The following is a 17,594-nucleotide window of genomic DNA, read 5'->3' on the forward strand; positions in this document are numbered from 1 at the left end:
AATAGAAACTTTGGACTAATTCTTGCCAAATGACTTGCTTTATTGTATTTGCTGCTTGCGTTGCAAGTTCCTCGGCAGATTTTTTCTGGAAGGCTACGTCTTCTTCAGTAACAACTATTAACGCATTTCCGCGTGCCATTACAGCTTTCTTGTCGAGGTCAACCTTTATTTCGCGTAGCTGAGGTTCTGAGTCAAGCAATTGATTAACTCTTGCAGCTATCGCCTGAGCACGCTCTTCCGAGCTTAATCCTTCTGCTGTTGGTGCTGGTTCAAAAAGAACACGTTCACCGAGTTTTATTCGTGCTATTTGTTGCCCATCAACCGAAATTATTTCTGTTTCTGCTTTTACTGCTTTGGTTACATCCCTTCTGTTAATTGGCAAGCCGAGCGCCTCTATACGAGCTATTGTATTCTTAACGCGCATTCTTGACGGTGGGTGTGTACGAAGTATTCCTAGTTCTGGCTGCGACAAATTAGTGTAATCGCGTGCAAGACGTTCTAGAAAGGTAACCATGCCCACAGGGTTATAGTTGCTTTTTACTAAATAGTCAACAGCAGTCCGGTCAGCATCTTGTTCTGCTTTTTGCCCGTAACCGCTCATGCGCGCAATTTTTACCAATTGAGCCCCAATTAGAACGTTGCCGAGATCGGCTGCGTTCATTTTTGTCAGCATACCTGCAAGGAGCACCAGGGCTATGCGCCCGTCCAATCGGCTCTGCTCCTTTAGCAGATATGTCATGTGATGATGTGAGGCATGCGCAATCTCATGAGCTAAAACCGCTGCTAGTTCGTGGTCGGATTGCACATAATTAAGCAGGCCAGAATTTACATAGACAAAACCTCCGGGTAATGAGAATGCATTAATGTCGTCGTCCTCGATTACCTTGAATTTATATTCAAACTGGCAAATTTCGGAACTTCCGTAACTGGCGTCAACTCGTACGGAATTTGCAACTCTAGCTATTGCTTGGCCTATGATATTCACGCGCTCCGTTATTTGTGGATCTGTTATGAGCTTGTGTTCTTTTTCTACCTCAGCCGCGGCTTCACGGCCCATCCTAATTTCGCGTTTTGCAAGGTCTTCATCGCATAAGGCAATGGAGCCAGCCGCTGCTAGGAACATGAAAACAAGCATAACGACCCATAAGGGAGGCTGTATTATTAACTTGTGTGCTATGCGCTTCATGGCACCTTTTCCTCCTAGATTTTTCGGCATCCTCATTTTTTGCCGCTTTTTAACTCGTGGCTGGCTGAAAGTGTGAGCAAACCCGGCATCTTGTTTTGCTCTCACTCATGATGAACCACCTTTGAATTCTACCAACGATTATCAACGGCGAAACTGATTTGCCACGTCTATCGGAAGGTGCCCCTTTTACCTCCCTGTATGCGTCCGATACGCCTTGTTCAACGTTCTATAAGCTTCGCCTCCTGTAAATGAATCCCCAAAGTGCAGGAACGCCAATGCCAACCAATGCCAACACGCCTGCCGGCTCAGGAACTGCAATGCCGCCTCCCTCGGGACGAACCCAGAAGGTATTCACCATGTCATTGTCTTGGTAAGCCACGTGAAGTAGAAATCCCTGCGTTTCCGCATTAGGTGTAAATCCTATTGGAAACAAAGCTGCACCAATCAAAGCATTAATTTCTCCAGGCAGCACATAGTAGGACGGCGAGCCGGTAATATATCCAAATGCACCTTTGTTAGGTTCCCAGCCGCCATTGTAGTCCCAACCTGTACGCGTATAGCTAGTTTCGTAGCCAACCCAGTCGTCAGGGATCCCTTCTACTAGATTTCCGGCGTTGAGATATACAGCTAGGCCTTTTACGCCTATTAGCTCACCGAACCTAGGGTCAAACGCATTTGAATCAATGGTCAAGTAATAGCACCACAGGTTGTTTATATTGGAATATAAAACACTAATATAATCAACGGTGTCTGGGTGCGAGATATAGTCAGGCCATGGTTCTGCATTAATAGGAGCAAAGCCAATTAGCAGCCCGAAACAAAGTAAAACAAGTGTAACCATATACATCGGAAGCTTTTTCATCGCAATGCACCTTGCTTTCATTTATTTACTTTCTTTTGTTTTTGTGAATCATTGCACGAGTAGCATATAAAGCACTAACCGTTCCCAAACCAAGCACAACCAAACTAGTTGGCTCTGGCACAACAGGCGAACTACCTCCTCCTCCAGACAAAGCACCAATGGCGCCAGCACCGACCAATGCTGGAAGAATGAAGCTTGTGACTTTTGTCTCCGTAATTACCTGCGGAGGAATTGGTGGTGGTAATTCTGCCGGTGGTACATCTAAAACCTTAGTCTCTACAGGCACAGCTGTTACGGTTTCTGGTTGTGCTGGCTCAACTTGTGCGACTGGCTGGGATGCAACTGGCTGAGCAGCAGCTGGCGGTGGCTGAGACTTTTGCGCAACTGTCGGGCGCTTTGGCAACTGTTTGGTAAAAGGATTGCCACATCGCAAGTCCATTATTGGCTCGCCCTTCCAATTGATTAATACTCGTGTCCCAGCCTTAATCAGCCTTGCACGAGATGCAATCTTGCCATTCTTGCCAATGTAGAAGACAACATACCTGTGAGAATGGGTCAGATTTTTCGCAGAGGTGCATGTCTCTACATACTTTGCAAGCTCTTCTGGAGACATCCCGAAATGCTTGGAATAGCGGAGAGCCACAACCTTGTCTTGCTGAATCATGCGGCTTAGGTCCTGTGGGGTGTATGCTGGCTCTTTTAAGAAGGAGCCCGGCAGCATTTTGACCTTCGCTGAAAAGACGATGGTCGGAAGTGCTAGCAATAACCCACACAGGGATAACAACAGCCAACGTCGAAGTAGCATTACTTGTCACCCCCTTTTTAGCAAGATGTAGTTATAGGTACAAGCCAATTTGTTCTTATTGGCTTGTCGTTTGTGTCATATGCAATGCTTGCAAGTTTTAGGCCAAAAACCAGTTTTGACGCAAAAAAGTAAAGATTTTGGTATTTAAAGGATAAGATAGAGGGGTTTCAAGTGATTGCTAGCTAAATCAGCATTTATCCAGACGTTACTTTAAAACTAAGAGGATTGAAAAATCGAATAAAAAGGAAAGTTTTCAACTTCAACGTTTGCCATTATAGGAGGATTAGTAAAAAATTTAGGGTAACATTAAACCTGGTCTAAGATGAAAAATCAGAAAAACAACTTTTTTCTCTTTCCAAGAAGCACGCAGTGGGCAATCTGCTTAATGTGTATATGGCTTCTCCTCAATGTCCTTGACATAATTACTACCTACCAAGCTCTTTCAAAGGGGAATGTGAGAGAGCTTAACCCATTGATGAGCCTTATGATCGGCACTCCTCTTCTTCTCATTACTGCAAAAATGTTTTTGGCATATGCAGCGTTAAAAATTGTAGAAAAGATAGAGTCAAGAAATAGCCTTTTTGCTGTAGTATCGCTTCTAGTCTTAGATATCTATGTTGCCCTCGTATGTGCACATAATGCAATGGTATGGTTAAGTAACTAAGCGGCATTTGCCTTGTCAATTTGTTTTGCGAAGCCCGAAATTTCCAAAACCTTTGTGGCCAGCATTTAATTTGCAGGTATTGTCATTCGTATATGAGAAAACTATATCGGCATTTTTAACGTGAGGTTTTAAGAATGCGAAAGTTTCAGTTTGTCATTTTGCTTGTGTTTGCAGTTTTATGTATTTCATTTGCAGGTTGTGCTCCAAAAGAAAAAGGGAAAATCAAACTTGTCGTTTGGGGACTGCAAATGAGTGAGGAGTCAAAAGGTATTGAAGCCGCAGTAGCAGAATTTGAACGACGCCATCCAAACATTGATGTTAAGGTCCTATCGATGGGTGCAGGTGGCATGAATCCTCAAAAGCTAATGACTGCGATTGTTGGAAAGGTTCCGCCTGACGTAATCCACCAGGACCGTTTTACCATTGGTGATTGGGCTTCGCGAGATACTTTTATGCCCCTGGATGGGTTAATTAAAAGAGATTTGTGTCGTTGGGAAAGAAGTAAAAACAAAAAGGGTCAAATACCCCCAATTCGCCCAGAAGAGTTCTACAAAGCGTGTTGGGCGGAAGCAGTTTATAAGGGAAAAGTTTATGCCATCCCATTTAATACTGATGACCGAGCACTTTACTATAACCGCAAACTTTTTCGAGAGGTGGGGCTAGATCCCGACAGGCCTCCAAAAACATGGGATGAGCTATTGGTTTACGCTAAGAAGTTAACTAAGTATCGAAAGGACGGGGGTTTTGAACGTATAGGCTTTATACCAAACTTTGGTAACTCGTGGCTTTATTTGTATAGCTGGCAAAATGGGGGCGAGTTCATGAGCCCTGATGGTAGGAAGTGCACGATGAATAATCCTCGTTCCGTTGCTGCTTTAGAATATATGGTCTCAGTTTACGATGCATTAAAAGGCGTGGATGCAATCAACTCCTTCTCATCGGGATTCAAAGCTAATGAACTTGATCCGTTCCTTACCGGTCTAGTTGCTATGAAAATAGATGGTAACTGGTTTACTAATAACATAGCAAGATATGCCCCAGATTTAGACTTTGCTGTTGCACCAGCGCCGGTGCCTAGAGCTCGTTATGAAGGGAAGCCGCCTTTTACTGGACAGCCGAAATTTATTACCTGGAGCGGTGGATTTTCGCTAGCCATACCTAGAGGTGCAAAGCATGTCGAAGAATCCTGGGAGTTTATCAAATGGATGGTTTCCGAAGAGGCACAGGTAATTGCTAACGAGGCGCAGAGAAAGTACAACATGAGCAAGGGACGACCATATGTACCTTGGATGACTGCGAATTCAAAAGTAAATGAAGTTATCTTTACAAAATTCGCCCCAAAACAAAAGAAATTCCGAAAGGCCACACGCGTTTTTCTAGACTTAATGGCTGTCTCAAGATATCGACCAGTAACTTTTGTAGGCCAGCGTCTTTGGGATGAACATGTGCGTGCATTCGACTACGCAACTCATCATAAAATGTCAGCTCAGGAGGCAATGGACGAGGGAACAAAGGTAGTCCAAAAGGAGCTTGACAAGGTTTTCAATCGCTCGAAATATGGCCTTCTGAACTGGGCATATCCATTAAGTGTTGTAGGCATAGGAGTCATAATTTTATTCGTTATTTGTTTTAGGAAGCTTAGGCAATATGGACCGATGGGCAGGCTTGCGAAAGCTGAAACCGTTGCAGGATATTTATTTGCATCTCCGTGGATTGTTGGTTTCCTTGTCTTCACTATCGGTCCAATCATCGCATCAATAATTTTTAGTTTTTGCGATTATGACGTGCTTCACCCAGCAAGATGGGTTGGGCTGCTCAATTATCGAGAGTTACTAATTGATGATTGGAGCAAGTATACTTCGAAGGCGCTTTACAATGCTGGGTTTTTAGCGCTTTTTGGCTTGCCGCTAACCTTGATTACTGGACTTGCAATTGCAATGCTTCTAAATACTAAAGTTGGCGGAATGACTTGGTATCGTACAATTTATTATCTTCCGTCAATAGTTCCAGTCGTAGCTAATGCAATTCTATGGATTTGGGTGCTAAACCCCGAATACGGGCTAATTAATGCCGCATGGAGAGCTACGCTTGGCCAGTGGTTTGCTCTTCCTGCTCCATTGTGGCTTACACATGAAAAGACTGCCAAACCTGCACTGATTCTCATGGGATTATGGGGTGCGGGGGGTGGTATGATTCTCTGGTTAGCAGGTCTTCAGGGTGTTCCACAGCATCTATATGAAGCCGCTGAAATTGACGGTGCAAATTGGTGGAGCAAATTTTGGAACGTAACCTTCCCAATGATAACGCCCTATTTGTTTTTTAACCTCATAATGGGCACAATTGGAGTACTTCAGACATTTGAAACTGTGTACATAATGACAGGCGGCGGCCCTGTTGATTCCACGCTTGTCCCCGTGCTCTATCTCTTTAATTGTGCTTTCACTTACTTTAAGATGGGATATGCATCTGCGCTTGCTTGGATTCTCTTTATAATTGTGCTAATCCTTACACTAGTCCAGCTCAAGCTGGCACCACGATGGGTGCATTATGAAGGGGAAAGAGCAAAATGAAAGTACCAACCGCCAACAGTAATACCTCAGAGTTAACGAAGCACAAACGTGCAAGAAGGCGCAAAGAGTTTGTGCGTAAAACGATTTTGCATACGGTATTACTTTTTGGCTCTGGGGTTTTCATGTTGCCCTTTATTTGGCTTGTCACAACATCACTAAAGGAGGAAGAACAGATTTTTAAATATCCGCCGGTATGGATTCCAACTCGACAAATCAAGATAAAAATAGAAGGTCGCAAATATCCTGTTTCTGAGTGGATGGGTCAAAGGGTTGCTGAGCTTGGTGAAACAGAAGACGGACGCATTAAAGTGCGATTACTAACGGATGGTTCTTGCAAAGAAAAAATTGCATTTGTTGAACGTGCTGATCTTAAGAAGGTTCGCGCGTTTGGCTTGAAGTGGGAAAACTATACTGATGCGTTGAACTTCCTTCCGGAGGAAACAAAGAAAGGCCTTTTGTACCTATGGAATACTGTATACGTAACCATTCTCAGCATCCTTGGCACTCTCCTATCAAGCTCACTAGTTGCTTTTTCATTTGCGAGATTGCGATGGCCAGGGAGGGATGTGCTTTTCGTTGTCTTGCTGGCAACAATGATGCTTCCCGGCGCAGTGACAATGGTGCCTGTATTTCTTGTGTTCCGGGCACTGAATTGGGTGGATACACTCAAGCCCCTATGGACGCCAGCATTTTTTGGAAGCGCTTTTAGTGTTTTTCTGCTTAGGCAATTTTTCATGACAATTCCCATGGATTTGGAAGACGCAGCGAAAATTGATGGTTGTGGCTACTTCGGAATATATCGGCAGATTATGCTCCCACTTATCAAACCAGCACTTGCTGCATTAACTATAATGACCTTCATGAGTTCTTGGAATAACTTTATGGGTCCCTTAATTTATATAAATTCGCCGGAAAAGATGACGCTTTCTTATGGACTCCAGCTCTTTCAGGGAGCACATGGAGCTGAGTATGCCCTTCTAATGGCTGCATCGACGCTCGTCATGCTTCCTGTTCTTTTTGTTTTCTTCTTCACACAACGCTATTTCATTCAAGGGATTACTCTCACTGGGCTCAAAGGGTAAGAATACATTCATGAACTATTCTTGGCATTTCGCATTTTTAGAAATTGCCCAAGATTGCTATTTTCTCGTTTGGAGGGGCGTACGCATGGACTCATCAGTTTCATCTTGGCATGACGCAGGCGTCGTAGATACAGCAAAAAGTCCTTACGCAAAACTACATCCCGTCCCGATTCGGGCTGTGAGAATGAAAGATGGGTTCTGGAAGAAGAGGATGGATGCGAACCGAGAAAGCGGCATTCCTGAGCTTTATCACCTTTTAGAAGAACATGGCGTACTTGATAACCTTCGACGCATTTCGGGCAAAAAGAAGGTTGAACGGCGGGGTGCGGTCTGGACGGATTCTGATCTTGCAAAATGGATGGAGGCGGTTGCTTTTGTATTGCAATCAGAAGACGATGCAAATCTTAAAAAGCTGCTAGACGCCGCCATCGACGAGCTTATAAGTATTCAGTGTTCTGATGGCTATATTAATAGCTATTTTACAGGCGAGCTTGCTGGCCAACGTTTTAGAAATCTTTCACGAGAACACGAGCTATATTGCGCAGGACATATATTCCAAGCATCCATTGCACACTATCGTGCAACTGGTGAGCGTAAATTTTTGGATGCTGCGTTAAGATATGCCGATTACTTAACCAAAGTTTTTGGACTTGGAAAAATTGAGCAAGCTGACGGACATCCCGAGATTGAGATGGCGCTAGTTGAACTTTACCGCACAACGGGTGAAAAGAAATACCTCGATTTGGCTGGTTTTTTCCTTTCGATACAGAAATACTCGGAAAGGAAAACAATTGAAGGGCATGCGGTACGAGCTTGTTATCTTGCATCTGGCGCGGCTGATTATTTTGCAGAAACTGGTGACAAAGCAATAATGGATGCCCTCGAGCATGTGTGGAATGATATGGTTAGTTGCAAAATGTATATAACGGGCGGCATTGGGGCTAGAAGCGCGGGTGAGGCATTTGGAGCGCCATATGAGCTTCCGAACGAGCAAGCGTACGCAGAAACTTGTGCAGCAATCGCCAGTATATACTGGAATTGGAGGATGTTAGCTATAAAAGGTGAGGCACGCTTCGCTGATGTTATTGAACGTACTTTATATAATGGATTTCTCTCTGGCGTGTCGCTTGATGGAAAGCATTATTTCTATACCAATCCCTTAGCATGCTACAAAGAATACCAACGCGTTCCTTGGTTTGATTGCACATGTTGCCCTACGAATGTAGTGCGCATGATAGCCTCCCTACCGGGATACTTCTACAGCACAAGTGAAGAAGGTGTTTGGGTGCACTTTTATGATAATTCCGTCCTCAATTGGCGTTTGGAAAATGGTGTCAAGTTAATACTCGAACAAGAGACAAATTATCCATGGATGAGAGATGTAAACATCAAAGTAACACCTGAAATGGAAACAAAGTTTACACTTTTTCTTCGCATACCAGGATGGTGCTGCCTTGCTTCTGTTTCGATAAATGACGAGGCGGAGCGAGGAGCTGTTCCCGGAGAGTACCTGCAGATAGAACGAAAATGGAAGCCAGGAGATCGCATCCACCTCAAACTGCCAACAGACACTGCACTTCAAGAAGCAGACCCTCGGGCACGCGAAAATCTTGGATGCGTGGCTGTCCAACGCGGCCCGATTGTTTATTGCATTGAGAGCGTAGATAATCCGGAAGTTCCAATTCGCGATGTCGAGCTAATAGTTGGCGAGCCAATTTCGGTTGAGATTGAGCCTAACATGCTTGGCGGTATAGCTGTTGTTAAGGCGAGAGGTGTCTATGCAATCCCAGGCCAAGAACGTGGTCCACTTTACCGCGCCAAGGATAGTGTCAGGTTGGAGGTCAAAGAAGCAGACTTAACATTAATCCCCTACTATGCTTGGGCAAACCGAGGCCCATCTCATATGGAAGTATGGATACCTGTGCTTGAGTAGAGATAGTTTATTTATACTTAATTTAGTCGACTAATGCTTGAAGTTTTGTTTGATATTTATATGCAAATTGAAGGAACAGTTGCGCTAAATACATAATTTCTCATTGGCAATCTATATCTTAATAAGGAAGAGAATGAGCAATGAACAAATTAATAAGGGTTACGGTTTGGAACGAGTTCAGACATGAAAAAAACACCGACCATCCAGCGAGCAAACTTTACCCCAAGGGTATGCAAGAGGCGATTGCCGAACACCTCCGAACCCAGCCTGACTTTAAGGTGAGAACAGCAGCCCTTGATGAACCGGCACAGGGTCTGCCTGATAGCGTTCTTGATGATACAGATGTCCTAATTTGGTGGGGACATATGGCGCACGGTGAGGTTTCTGACGAGTTGGTAGACAAACTTCAACAGAAAATCGTAATTGGTGGAATGGGCTTAATCGTTTTGCATTCAGGACATTTCTCGAAAATATTCAAGAGGTTAATGGGAACAACCTGTAATCTAATTTGGCGTGAGGCCGACGAAAAGGAGCGCCTGTGGATTGTAGATTCGAGTCATCCAATTGCTGAGGGACTAGGCGAATATTTCGAACTTCCGCAAGAAGAAATGTATGGCGAGCGATTTGACATTCCCCAGCCAGATGAGCTGGTATTTATAAGTTGGTTCCAAGGTGGCGAAGTTTTCCGAAGTGGGTGTTGCTGGCATCGAGGTAGGGGCAAAGTGTTCTATTTCCGACCTGGTCACGAAAGCTATCCAACATATAGGGATGCCAATGTGCTCAAAGTAATCGAAAATGCTGTGCGCTGGGCTTCTCCAGTCAATACAGTTGTCCATACATTTGGTAATCGCCAGCCTTTGGAGAAGCTATAAATTACTCATTGAGTTAGTTGTATTAGATTGAATTAATTCAGCTTTTAAAGTAGCTAAGAGTTTTGTGAAATTATTTCATAGCTACTTGCCGCTGGGTCTCATAGAGATTTTTAACCTCACCTATAGTAGTAGCATCTTCTGGCCGGCGGTCGGTTCGAATTGCTTTAATAATACGAGGGAATCTGAGCGCAAAACCAGTGTCGCTGTCGTCGCGGCCGGCGGTATGGATTGGGCTGCGTGTAATTTCGTCGGCTAGAATTTCTGTTACATATCGGGGTTCAACCCATACGTCCGGTTCAATAAGGCTTTCTACTCGCGCGGGCTTTTCGTCAACAACAATTTCATCGAGTATTTCCTTCATTTTTACCCAGTCTTCATCCGTTAAGCCGCTGGCAACCCTAGTGATAGTTTGAAATTTATCCTTTTTTTCATCGTAAACAGCACAAAGGAGTGAACCTATCCCCCATTTTGCTCGCTTGCCTCTGCCTGCAAAATAACCAACTATAACGCAATCGACTGTATCAGCGAGTTTTCCTTGATAACTTCGTTTGAGCTTTAACCAATCGAAGGTGCGTCGCCCAGCGCGGTATGGGCTTTCAAGACTTTTTGCAATAATGCCTTCTAAGCCTGAAGATACCATCAAATTAAAAAAGGCAGTAATCTCTTCGGGCTTTTCTGAAATAAGTGCATCGGTAACCTGGATTGTCTGGTTAGATGAAACAATTTTTTGGAGTGCTTTGCGCCGTTCAATATAGGGCTCGTCTATCATTTCCTTGCCATCTACAAAAAGACAGTCAAAAACCATAAGTTTGAGTGGTAGTTCTTCTTCTTTTTCTTCAATTAAGTGCTTACGCTTTCGGCGCACGGTAATTTGGAATGAATGAAATTCGCCTGTTTCTGGGTCATAAGAAACCGCTTCGCCTTCAAAAATTGCTTGGCGTGCATTGATTTGTTTGCGTGTTGCTTCGATGATGTCTGGGAACATTTTGGTTGTGTTTTCAAGATTTCGTGTAAAGATTTGTACGATATCTCCACTTTTGTGGATTTGAGCTCTAAAGCCATCATATTTTGGTTCTGAAGAGCACTTTCCTAACCTTTTGAGGATAGTTTCTACGTCAGGTGCACGTTCTGCAAGCTCCATTCGAATTGGATTGCCCACCTGCACTTTTAATTTTTCTAGCTTTTCAGGTCCATCCTTGTAGAGAATATATGCTACACGCCCCATGTCTCCTGAAATGTTATAGGCCCGCTCAAGCAGAGCTGGAAGTTGTTCATTTTCTCCATAAGCAAGAGAAAGACCGTCAATAATTGTTGGGTCGCCAATGCCTAATCGAAGTTTTCCAATGGCGATTCGAATAAGATATCTTGCTTCTTTGGGACTGAGCTGTTTTATTAGGGAAGCAAGTTCTGAAACCTTGGCTTCTATACTTCCTTTACCAGTGATTTGAGCAATATTAAGCAGAGCTTCATATGCCTGCCCAACAGTAAGCCCTTTCCCATCCCATTTGATTAGATGCTCTGCGACGAGGCCGTAATCCCCAAGCTTTTGGTAAAGCTTTCGGATGTTCTCAATTCTCTCACCAGTGGCTTCAGCAATTGCACGCGCCATAAGTTGCTCACTTATGCCAATTTCTACCCCTTCGTACGCTGGCAATAAGATTCCCTCAGAAAGATAAACGATCTTTCTAATCTCTTCTGGATCGCTACTTTCCTTAAAAAGTTTGGCTAACTCTTCTATAAGAGCGTTTCTAGAAGTAGTTTTGTCTAAAATCGCAAAATGGTCAGCAAGTTTCGATAGCTTCACTTTTTAACTCCTGGGCTTGTATAGGAATAAACTCGGCAACTTCCTTTGGAAAATCGAGAATTCTCAAAAATTCTATAAAATCTATGATAGGAAGCACTCCTCCGCTTGCCTTGCTGTAATCGCTAACAAATTCTTCTTCTTCATCAGGAGGTTTAATACCCATTATTTCTTCATAGAGATTAATATTTATCTTAGTCCTAATGCTAAAATGGACATTACCTTCGGTATATCCATAGTTTGCGGCTATTACAATATTTTCATTCAGCCGATTGCTCCACTCAGCTGCTACAATTGGATGTACAAGTGCTTGGCTGCTGAATTGAAGAATTGCCCATTTTCCACTGTATTTGGGCACTGCTTTTATGGCACGCCGAATCTCAGCACTTACTATCTTTCTGTACTGGCGGAGAATGACCGATTCCGGAATAATGCCTTCTGTAATATCGAATGGACTGTCGGCGCTCACTAATGCTGAGAAAGCTGTTGCAATGTCATGGGAAGGTGACCTGCGTGCGGCATCAATCAAAGCTACCGTTTCTTTTATTGTTTTAACTTCATATCTTGATTTTGCCTCGCGCAGTATTTCAAGGTCGGCATTGACACCCATATCTCCAGCTGTACCAACTGCTGCAAGCCAATCCAGCCCGTTTAGCGGTGTTATTTCTTGGCATATATTATAGGTAAGTAGAGCTGAAGGTTCGGGCGGATAAACACCAAATGAAGTTAAGTAAACATCCACAGGAGGAACACCCTCTGGCTTATGGTGGTCGATTACCATTGTTGTAATGCCAGGTAGAATTGCTTCATTTCGACTTCCTGTATCCATTACTATTAAGTGGGTTGGTTTGCGTACAAGCGCACGTTTGGCTAATGAATCTGAATATATTGTCTCACCCTTTTCAAGAAAAACTGGGAAAGTTAAATGGCAACCATGATATCTTAGCGTTCTATACATTATTGCACCCGAGCAACAGCCATCGACGCCCCCGTGAAAGAATAGAACTATTGTGTTATTGGGTTCAATTCTTTCAAAGAAACGCCTGCCTGCATCAATTTCTGCGCGATATCCAAGCGTTGCCATGAATGACCGCCTCAAGTGTTAATTATTTCCACAAAGGAATATATACCCAATCGGCTAATACGAAGATTAGAAACATATTTTCATAGGAAGAATAACTTCTGAACTTTTAAGCAATTTCTGAATTTGATAGAATATAAACGGGCGATGTGATGGCAAAAAGGCGTCGAAAGCTTATAGAAAAAATCATCGAGCGATTATTACAGCTAAGCGGAATTGCAACGGTCATTTTTGTAATTTTAATATTTGGTTTGTTGCTCGGAAATGGCCTTCCAATCTTTAGATACACCAGCGTTGGAAGGTTTCTTTTTGGACGTGAGTGGTTTCCACTTTCAGGGCGTTTTGAAATATTCCCGCTTATAATAGGCTCGTTGTTAGTTACCGCAGGTGCAGTAGTTATCGCTGTCCCACTTGGCATAGCGGTTGCCGTTTATATTGCTGAGATTGCGTCTCCTCGCGTGAAAGAACTTTTGAAACCGGCGGTCGAGACACTTGCTGCGATTCCTTCAGTGGTTATTGGTTTCATTGGACTTCTTGTGGTTGCACCAGCAGTAAAAACATTGTTGCATTTACCCACGGGTCTTACAGCTTTTACTGGTTCGCTAATGCTAGCATTTATGTCTCTCCCAACAATTATTTCAATTTCAGAAGATGCAATTACCGCGGTGCCAATGGATTATCGTGCCGCATCATTGGCGCTTGGTGCTACAAGATGGCAGACAATAAGCCGTGTTGTTGTGCCATCAGCAAAAAGCGGAATAACAGCTGCTGTAATGTTGGGAATCGGCCGTGTTATAGGCGAGACAATGGCTGTGCTTATGGTAACTGGCAATGCGGCAGTGATTCCCCACTCTATTTTCCAACCTGTGCGAACGATGACGGCTACAGTAGCAGCTGAAATGGGAGAAACCGTTCAATATTCACCTCACTACTTTGCTTTATTCGCAATTGGATTGGTTCTTTTCGTTATTGCGTTTCTCATTAATTTAATAGCAGACCTTGCGCTTCATCGAAAGGAAATAGTGAGATGAATAGATATACATTAGAGAAAATTGCATTTGCTTTTCTAAAAGCATCGGCAATGTTGGTTATTCTCCCTACTTTTTTTATCGTCTTTTTTATTGTTATTCGTGGAGCTAGGGGGCTTACTCTTGAGTTTTTGCTTAGCTTTCCATCTAAAGGTATGCAATCAGGTGGAATATTTCCAGCAATTGTAGGCACTCTTTACCTTATTGCTGGTACTATATTATTTTCAGTTCCATTGGGAGTGCTTGCGGCAATCTATCTAGCAGAATATGCAAAGCCAGGGCCACTCATTAGGTTAATTAGATTGTCGATAGTAAACTTGGCAGGAGTACCTTCGATTGTATATGGCTTGTTCGGCTTTGGCATATTCGTTTTAATGTTGAAGTTTGGCGCTTCCATTTTGTCAGGCTCGCTGACATTGGCAATACTTGTACTCCCGCTTTTGATTGTTGCTACAGAGGAAGCTTTGTTAGCAGTGCCGCAGACGTTTCGGGAGGCAAGCCTTGCTCTCGGGGCAACGAAATGGCAAACAACAAGGTTCGTTGTTCTGCCAAACGCATTTTCAGGCATAATTACCGGAATAATTCTAGCTATGGGACGAGCTGCAGGAGAAACTGCGCCAATTTTGTTCACAGTTGCAGCATTTTATTTACCAAGTCTTCCGAGGTCTATCTATGACCAAGCAATGGCCCTCCCTTATCATTTATATATAATCTCAACCCAAGTACCAAATGCTCCTCCTAGAATGCAATGGGGAACCGCTCTGACTCTTCTCATTATCGTACTAGGTCTAAACCTTGCCGCAGCAATTATTAGATACCGATTCAGGAGGCATATTCATTGGTAAATCGTGAAATCATTGTTTCGACTCGAGACCTAAATCTTTATTATAATGATTTCCATGCGCTGAAGCACGTCAACATAAATATACCTGAAAAGGAAATTACAGCGCTAATTGGCCCATCTGGATGTGGAAAGTCTTCTTTTCTAAGAACAATCAACCGAATGAACGACCTAATTCCAGGCGCACGCACTACTGGCGAAGTGCTTGTAAAAAATAGAAATATCTATTCACCCGAAGTAGATGTTGTGGAACTAAGAAAACGTATTGGCATGGTTTTCCAACGCCCGAATCCTTTTCCGATGTCGGTATTTGATAATGTGGCTTATGGACCACGAATCCACGGCATGGCAAAAGGGAACAGACTAGAGGAAATAGTTGAAAGGAGTTTACGTTCAGCAGCACTATGGGATGAGGTAAAAGATAAGCTAAATAAATCTGCATTTACCCTATCGGGCGGACAGCAACAACGTCTATGCATTGCGCGTGTGCTTGCAATAGAGCCAGAAATTGTACTTATGGATGAGCCAGCGTCGGCGTTGGACCCCATCTCTACACTCAGAATTGAAGACTTGATGCGGGATCTCAAACGCAACTATACAATAATAATAGTTACGCACAATATGCAACAGGCTGCGCGAGTCTCGACATATACAGGCTTTTTTCTAAACGGTGAGCTAATCGAATTTGGCGTTTCGGAAGAGTTGTTTACTAGTCCAAGGGATAAGCGCACGGAAGACTATATTACCGGTAGATTTGGGTAATCAATAATCGTCTGTGTTGAAAGTCGTTGAGCTTACGGTTATGATTTATTACTTTTCAATTATAAATTTTGGAGAATAAAGATGTCATCTGAGGCCCGAAAAGAATTTGATAAGGAATTAGCTACTCTTCAAGAAGACCTGAAGAAAATGGGCACAATTGTAGAAGAGATGCTGGCCAAAGCAATTGAGGCTTTAAAAACGCGCAACATTGCACTTGCCCGTGAGGTTATTGAATTAGACGATATTGTGGATAGTTACAATATCGACATCGAAGTTCGTTCCTTGCGTCTTCTTGCGCTCCAGCAACCAATGGCTCGAGATTTAAGAATAATTGCAGCTGCTATGAAAATTATTACAGATGTGGAACGAGCTGGTGATTATTCAGTCGACATCGCAAAAATGGTGGAAAAATTGGCTAATAAGCCGCTTTTTAAGCCGCTTGAGGATATTCCCAAAATGGTCTCTATAGTGCAGGAAATGCTTCGCGAGACACTAACTGCTTTTGTTACTCACGACCTTCATCTCGTTGAACAAATGGTTGCACACGATGACGAAGTTGATCATCTATATAATAGCTTATATGAAGAGCTTATAAGTTATATAAAGAAGAATCCAGACTTGACAGACCAAGCTATTGGTTTGTTGCTTATTGCAAGATATCTTGAACGCATTGCAGACCATATCACAAATATTGGCGAGCGGATTTACTATATGGAAACTGGAAAACTGAAAGAGCTGCATCAATAAGGGCTCTTAAAAGTGTTTTTGCTAAAAGAAGTTTTTTTACTCTGCAAGTATTTGAACAGAAGCGCCTAAAGAATCGTCAATCATAGAATTCGCAGCAACAGCATCCAAAGTTAGGCAGGTGATTCTATGTCTTTAAAGTATTTCGAATTTTATTTTAGATTTATTTTGATAATGTTTATACTTTGCTTAATGTCTGCTTGTCCGGGCACGGCAGTACCCGATATAAGCGAGCAGTCACAAAATGCAGTGGTAAAAGCAGTTAAGCTCGTTGGGCCAGCTGTAGTAAATATAGACACCACCTATAGGTCAAGGCGAAGCGGTTCAATTTTTGATTTATTTCCGGAGTTCTTTGGACCTCCTATGCCCCAACAAGGCCAAGGGTCAGGTTGGATATATGATGGCAAAAACGGTTATATAGTCACCAACGAGCACGTAGTTGAAAATGCGGAGCAGATAGTGGTTACGTTACCAGATAAACAACAGTTTGAGGGAAAAATTATCGGCGCCGATAGGCTCAGCGATATAGCAGTAATTAAAGTTGATGGAAAAAACTTACCATCATTGAAGCTGTCGGTGAATCCAAAGCCAGAAATTGGCTCGTGGGCGATTGCTATAGGAAATCCTTTTGGTCTCCAAAACACTGTGACCGTAGGCGTTGTTAGTGCAACTGGCCGCCGGATCGAAACATCCGATGGGCGCAAGATTGAAGATTGCATCCAAACCGATGCGGCAATCAACCCTGGCAACTCGGGCGGTCCACTTTGCGATATTTATGGCAACGTGATTGGAATGAACGCAGCCATTCGAGCTGATGGTCAGGGTTTGGGCTTTGCGATCTCCGCCGAGACTATTCGCAAGATTGTGCCGCAACTAATTAAATACGGAAAGGTAATACGACCATGGGTTGGATTCATTTACGCCGACATGACCCCTCAATTTGCAAGGCGGCTGGGTATTGACTATATTGAGGGCATCATAATTCAGGTATACCGTGGGTCTTGCGCTGAAGAAGCAAAGCTTCAGACTGGAGATATAATAATTGAAGCCGCTGGGAAGTCTATTAAAACTTCAGAGGACATGGAAGCTATAGTAAAAAAGCTAAATGTTGGAGACAAACTTAGACTAACGGTTGTACGTGGTGGCAAGCAATTAAGGATATTGCTTACTGTGTGTGAGATGCCAGAGGAATTATCATGAGCATAGTAGATTTCAAATAAAAAGCACTCGGCGGCAGCAATATCCAAGGGGGAACTCGAATTTTAACTGCCGCCGAGTGTTTTGAGGGAAAAGTTGTTTCTTACTATGCTAAATATAGCAAAACTTGATGGTTTTGTCAATTATTTTTCAACAAGGTTGAGAT

Annotated in this window: 15 protein-coding genes; 10 read left to right on the forward strand and 5 right to left on the reverse strand. The window is 43.2% G+C overall.

Going from position 1 to position 17,594, the window contains the following annotated elements:
• The 3 genes from K6T99_12820 to K6T99_12830 all read right to left on the reverse strand — a co-directional run.
• The coding region (locus tag K6T99_12820) for a M48 family metalloprotease (protein ID MCL6520702.1) at positions 1 to 1,186 on the reverse strand (1,186 nt) is incomplete at its 3' end.
• A 226-nt stretch (positions 1,187 to 1,412) separates the two neighbouring features.
• On the reverse strand, positions 1,413 to 2,048 hold the full coding sequence (locus tag K6T99_12825; GenBank protein ID MCL6520703.1) for a hypothetical protein: 636 nt from the start codon (positions 2,046 to 2,048) through the stop codon (positions 1,413 to 1,415).
• 25 nt (positions 2,049 to 2,073) lie between these two features.
• Positions 2,074 to 2,853, reverse strand: a complete 780-nt coding sequence (locus K6T99_12830) for a hypothetical protein (protein ID MCL6520704.1) — start codon at positions 2,851 to 2,853, stop codon at positions 2,074 to 2,076.
• A gap of 322 nt (positions 2,854 to 3,175) precedes the next feature.
• On the opposite strand from K6T99_12830, the gene K6T99_12835 reads away from it, so the two are divergent.
• From K6T99_12835 to K6T99_12855, 5 genes are all read left to right on the forward strand, one after another.
• Positions 3,176 to 3,517: a DUF5658 family protein gene (locus K6T99_12835; GenBank protein MCL6520705.1), complete on the forward strand. Its 342-nt coding sequence runs from the start codon at positions 3,176 to 3,178 to the stop codon at positions 3,515 to 3,517.
• 134 nt (positions 3,518 to 3,651) lie between these two features.
• Positions 3,652 to 6,087: an extracellular solute-binding protein gene (locus K6T99_12840; GenBank protein MCL6520706.1), complete on the forward strand. Its 2,436-nt coding sequence runs from the start codon at positions 3,652 to 3,654 to the stop codon at positions 6,085 to 6,087.
• Positions 6,084 to 7,169, forward strand: a complete 1,086-nt coding sequence (locus K6T99_12845) for a carbohydrate ABC transporter permease (GenBank protein ID MCL6520707.1) — start codon at positions 6,084 to 6,086, stop codon at positions 7,167 to 7,169. The genes K6T99_12840 and K6T99_12845 overlap by 4 nt, the downstream gene beginning before the upstream one ends.
• An 85-nt stretch (positions 7,170 to 7,254) precedes the next feature.
• Positions 7,255 to 9,102, forward strand: coding sequence for a glycoside hydrolase family 127 protein (locus K6T99_12850; protein MCL6520708.1), 1,848 nt, complete (start codon positions 7,255 to 7,257; stop codon positions 9,100 to 9,102).
• A gap of 140 nt (positions 9,103 to 9,242) precedes the next feature.
• Positions 9,243 to 9,974, forward strand: a complete 732-nt coding sequence (locus K6T99_12855) for a ThuA domain-containing protein (GenBank protein ID MCL6520709.1) — start codon at positions 9,243 to 9,245, stop codon at positions 9,972 to 9,974.
• Between the two features lie 70 nt (positions 9,975 to 10,044).
• On the opposite strand, the gene K6T99_12860 is transcribed toward K6T99_12855, so the two are convergent.
• A complete protein-coding gene (locus tag K6T99_12860) occupies positions 10,045 to 11,778 on the reverse strand; it encodes an ATP-dependent DNA ligase (GenBank protein MCL6520710.1) in 1,734 nt (577 codons plus the stop codon).
• Positions 11,756 to 12,859, reverse strand: coding sequence for a hypothetical protein (locus tag K6T99_12865; protein ID MCL6520711.1), 1,104 nt, complete (start codon positions 12,857 to 12,859; stop codon positions 11,756 to 11,758). Before K6T99_12865 ends, K6T99_12860 begins: the two co-directional genes overlap by 23 nt.
• A 149-nt stretch (positions 12,860 to 13,008) precedes the next feature.
• Between K6T99_12865 and pstC the strand changes: the two genes are divergently transcribed.
• The 5 genes from pstC to K6T99_12890 all read left to right on the forward strand — a co-directional run bounded on the left by pstC (position 13,009) and on the right by K6T99_12890 (position 17,431).
• Positions 13,009 to 13,887 carry a phosphate ABC transporter permease subunit PstC gene (pstC, locus tag K6T99_12870; GenBank protein MCL6520712.1) on the forward strand — a complete coding sequence of 293 codons (879 nt, stop codon included), beginning with the start codon at positions 13,009 to 13,011 and terminating at the stop codon, positions 13,885 to 13,887.
• Positions 13,884 to 14,729 carry a phosphate ABC transporter permease PstA gene (pstA, locus tag K6T99_12875; GenBank protein ID MCL6520713.1) on the forward strand — a complete coding sequence of 282 codons (846 nt, stop codon included), beginning with the start codon at positions 13,884 to 13,886 and terminating at the stop codon, positions 14,727 to 14,729. The genes pstC and pstA overlap by 4 nt, the downstream gene beginning before the upstream one ends.
• Entirely contained in the window at positions 14,699 to 15,487 is a 789-nt protein-coding gene (gene pstB, locus K6T99_12880) for a phosphate ABC transporter ATP-binding protein PstB (protein ID MCL6520714.1), read from the forward strand. The genes pstA and pstB overlap by 31 nt, the downstream gene beginning before the upstream one ends.
• Before the next feature lie 81 nt (positions 15,488 to 15,568).
• On the forward strand, positions 15,569 to 16,234 hold the full coding sequence (phoU, locus tag K6T99_12885) for a phosphate signaling complex protein PhoU (GenBank protein MCL6520715.1): 666 nt from the start codon (positions 15,569 to 15,571) through the stop codon (positions 16,232 to 16,234).
• 126 nt (positions 16,235 to 16,360) lie between these two features.
• On the forward strand, positions 16,361 to 17,431 hold the full coding sequence (locus tag K6T99_12890) for a trypsin-like peptidase domain-containing protein (protein MCL6520716.1): 1,071 nt from the start codon (positions 16,361 to 16,363) through the stop codon (positions 17,429 to 17,431).
• The last annotated feature ends 163 nt before the right edge of the window (positions 17,432 to 17,594 follow it).

The sequence above is a fragment of the Armatimonadota bacterium genome (genome assembly GCA_023511795.1).
Lineage (GTDB): Bacteria > Armatimonadota > UBA5829 > DTJY01 > DTJY01 > JAIMAU01.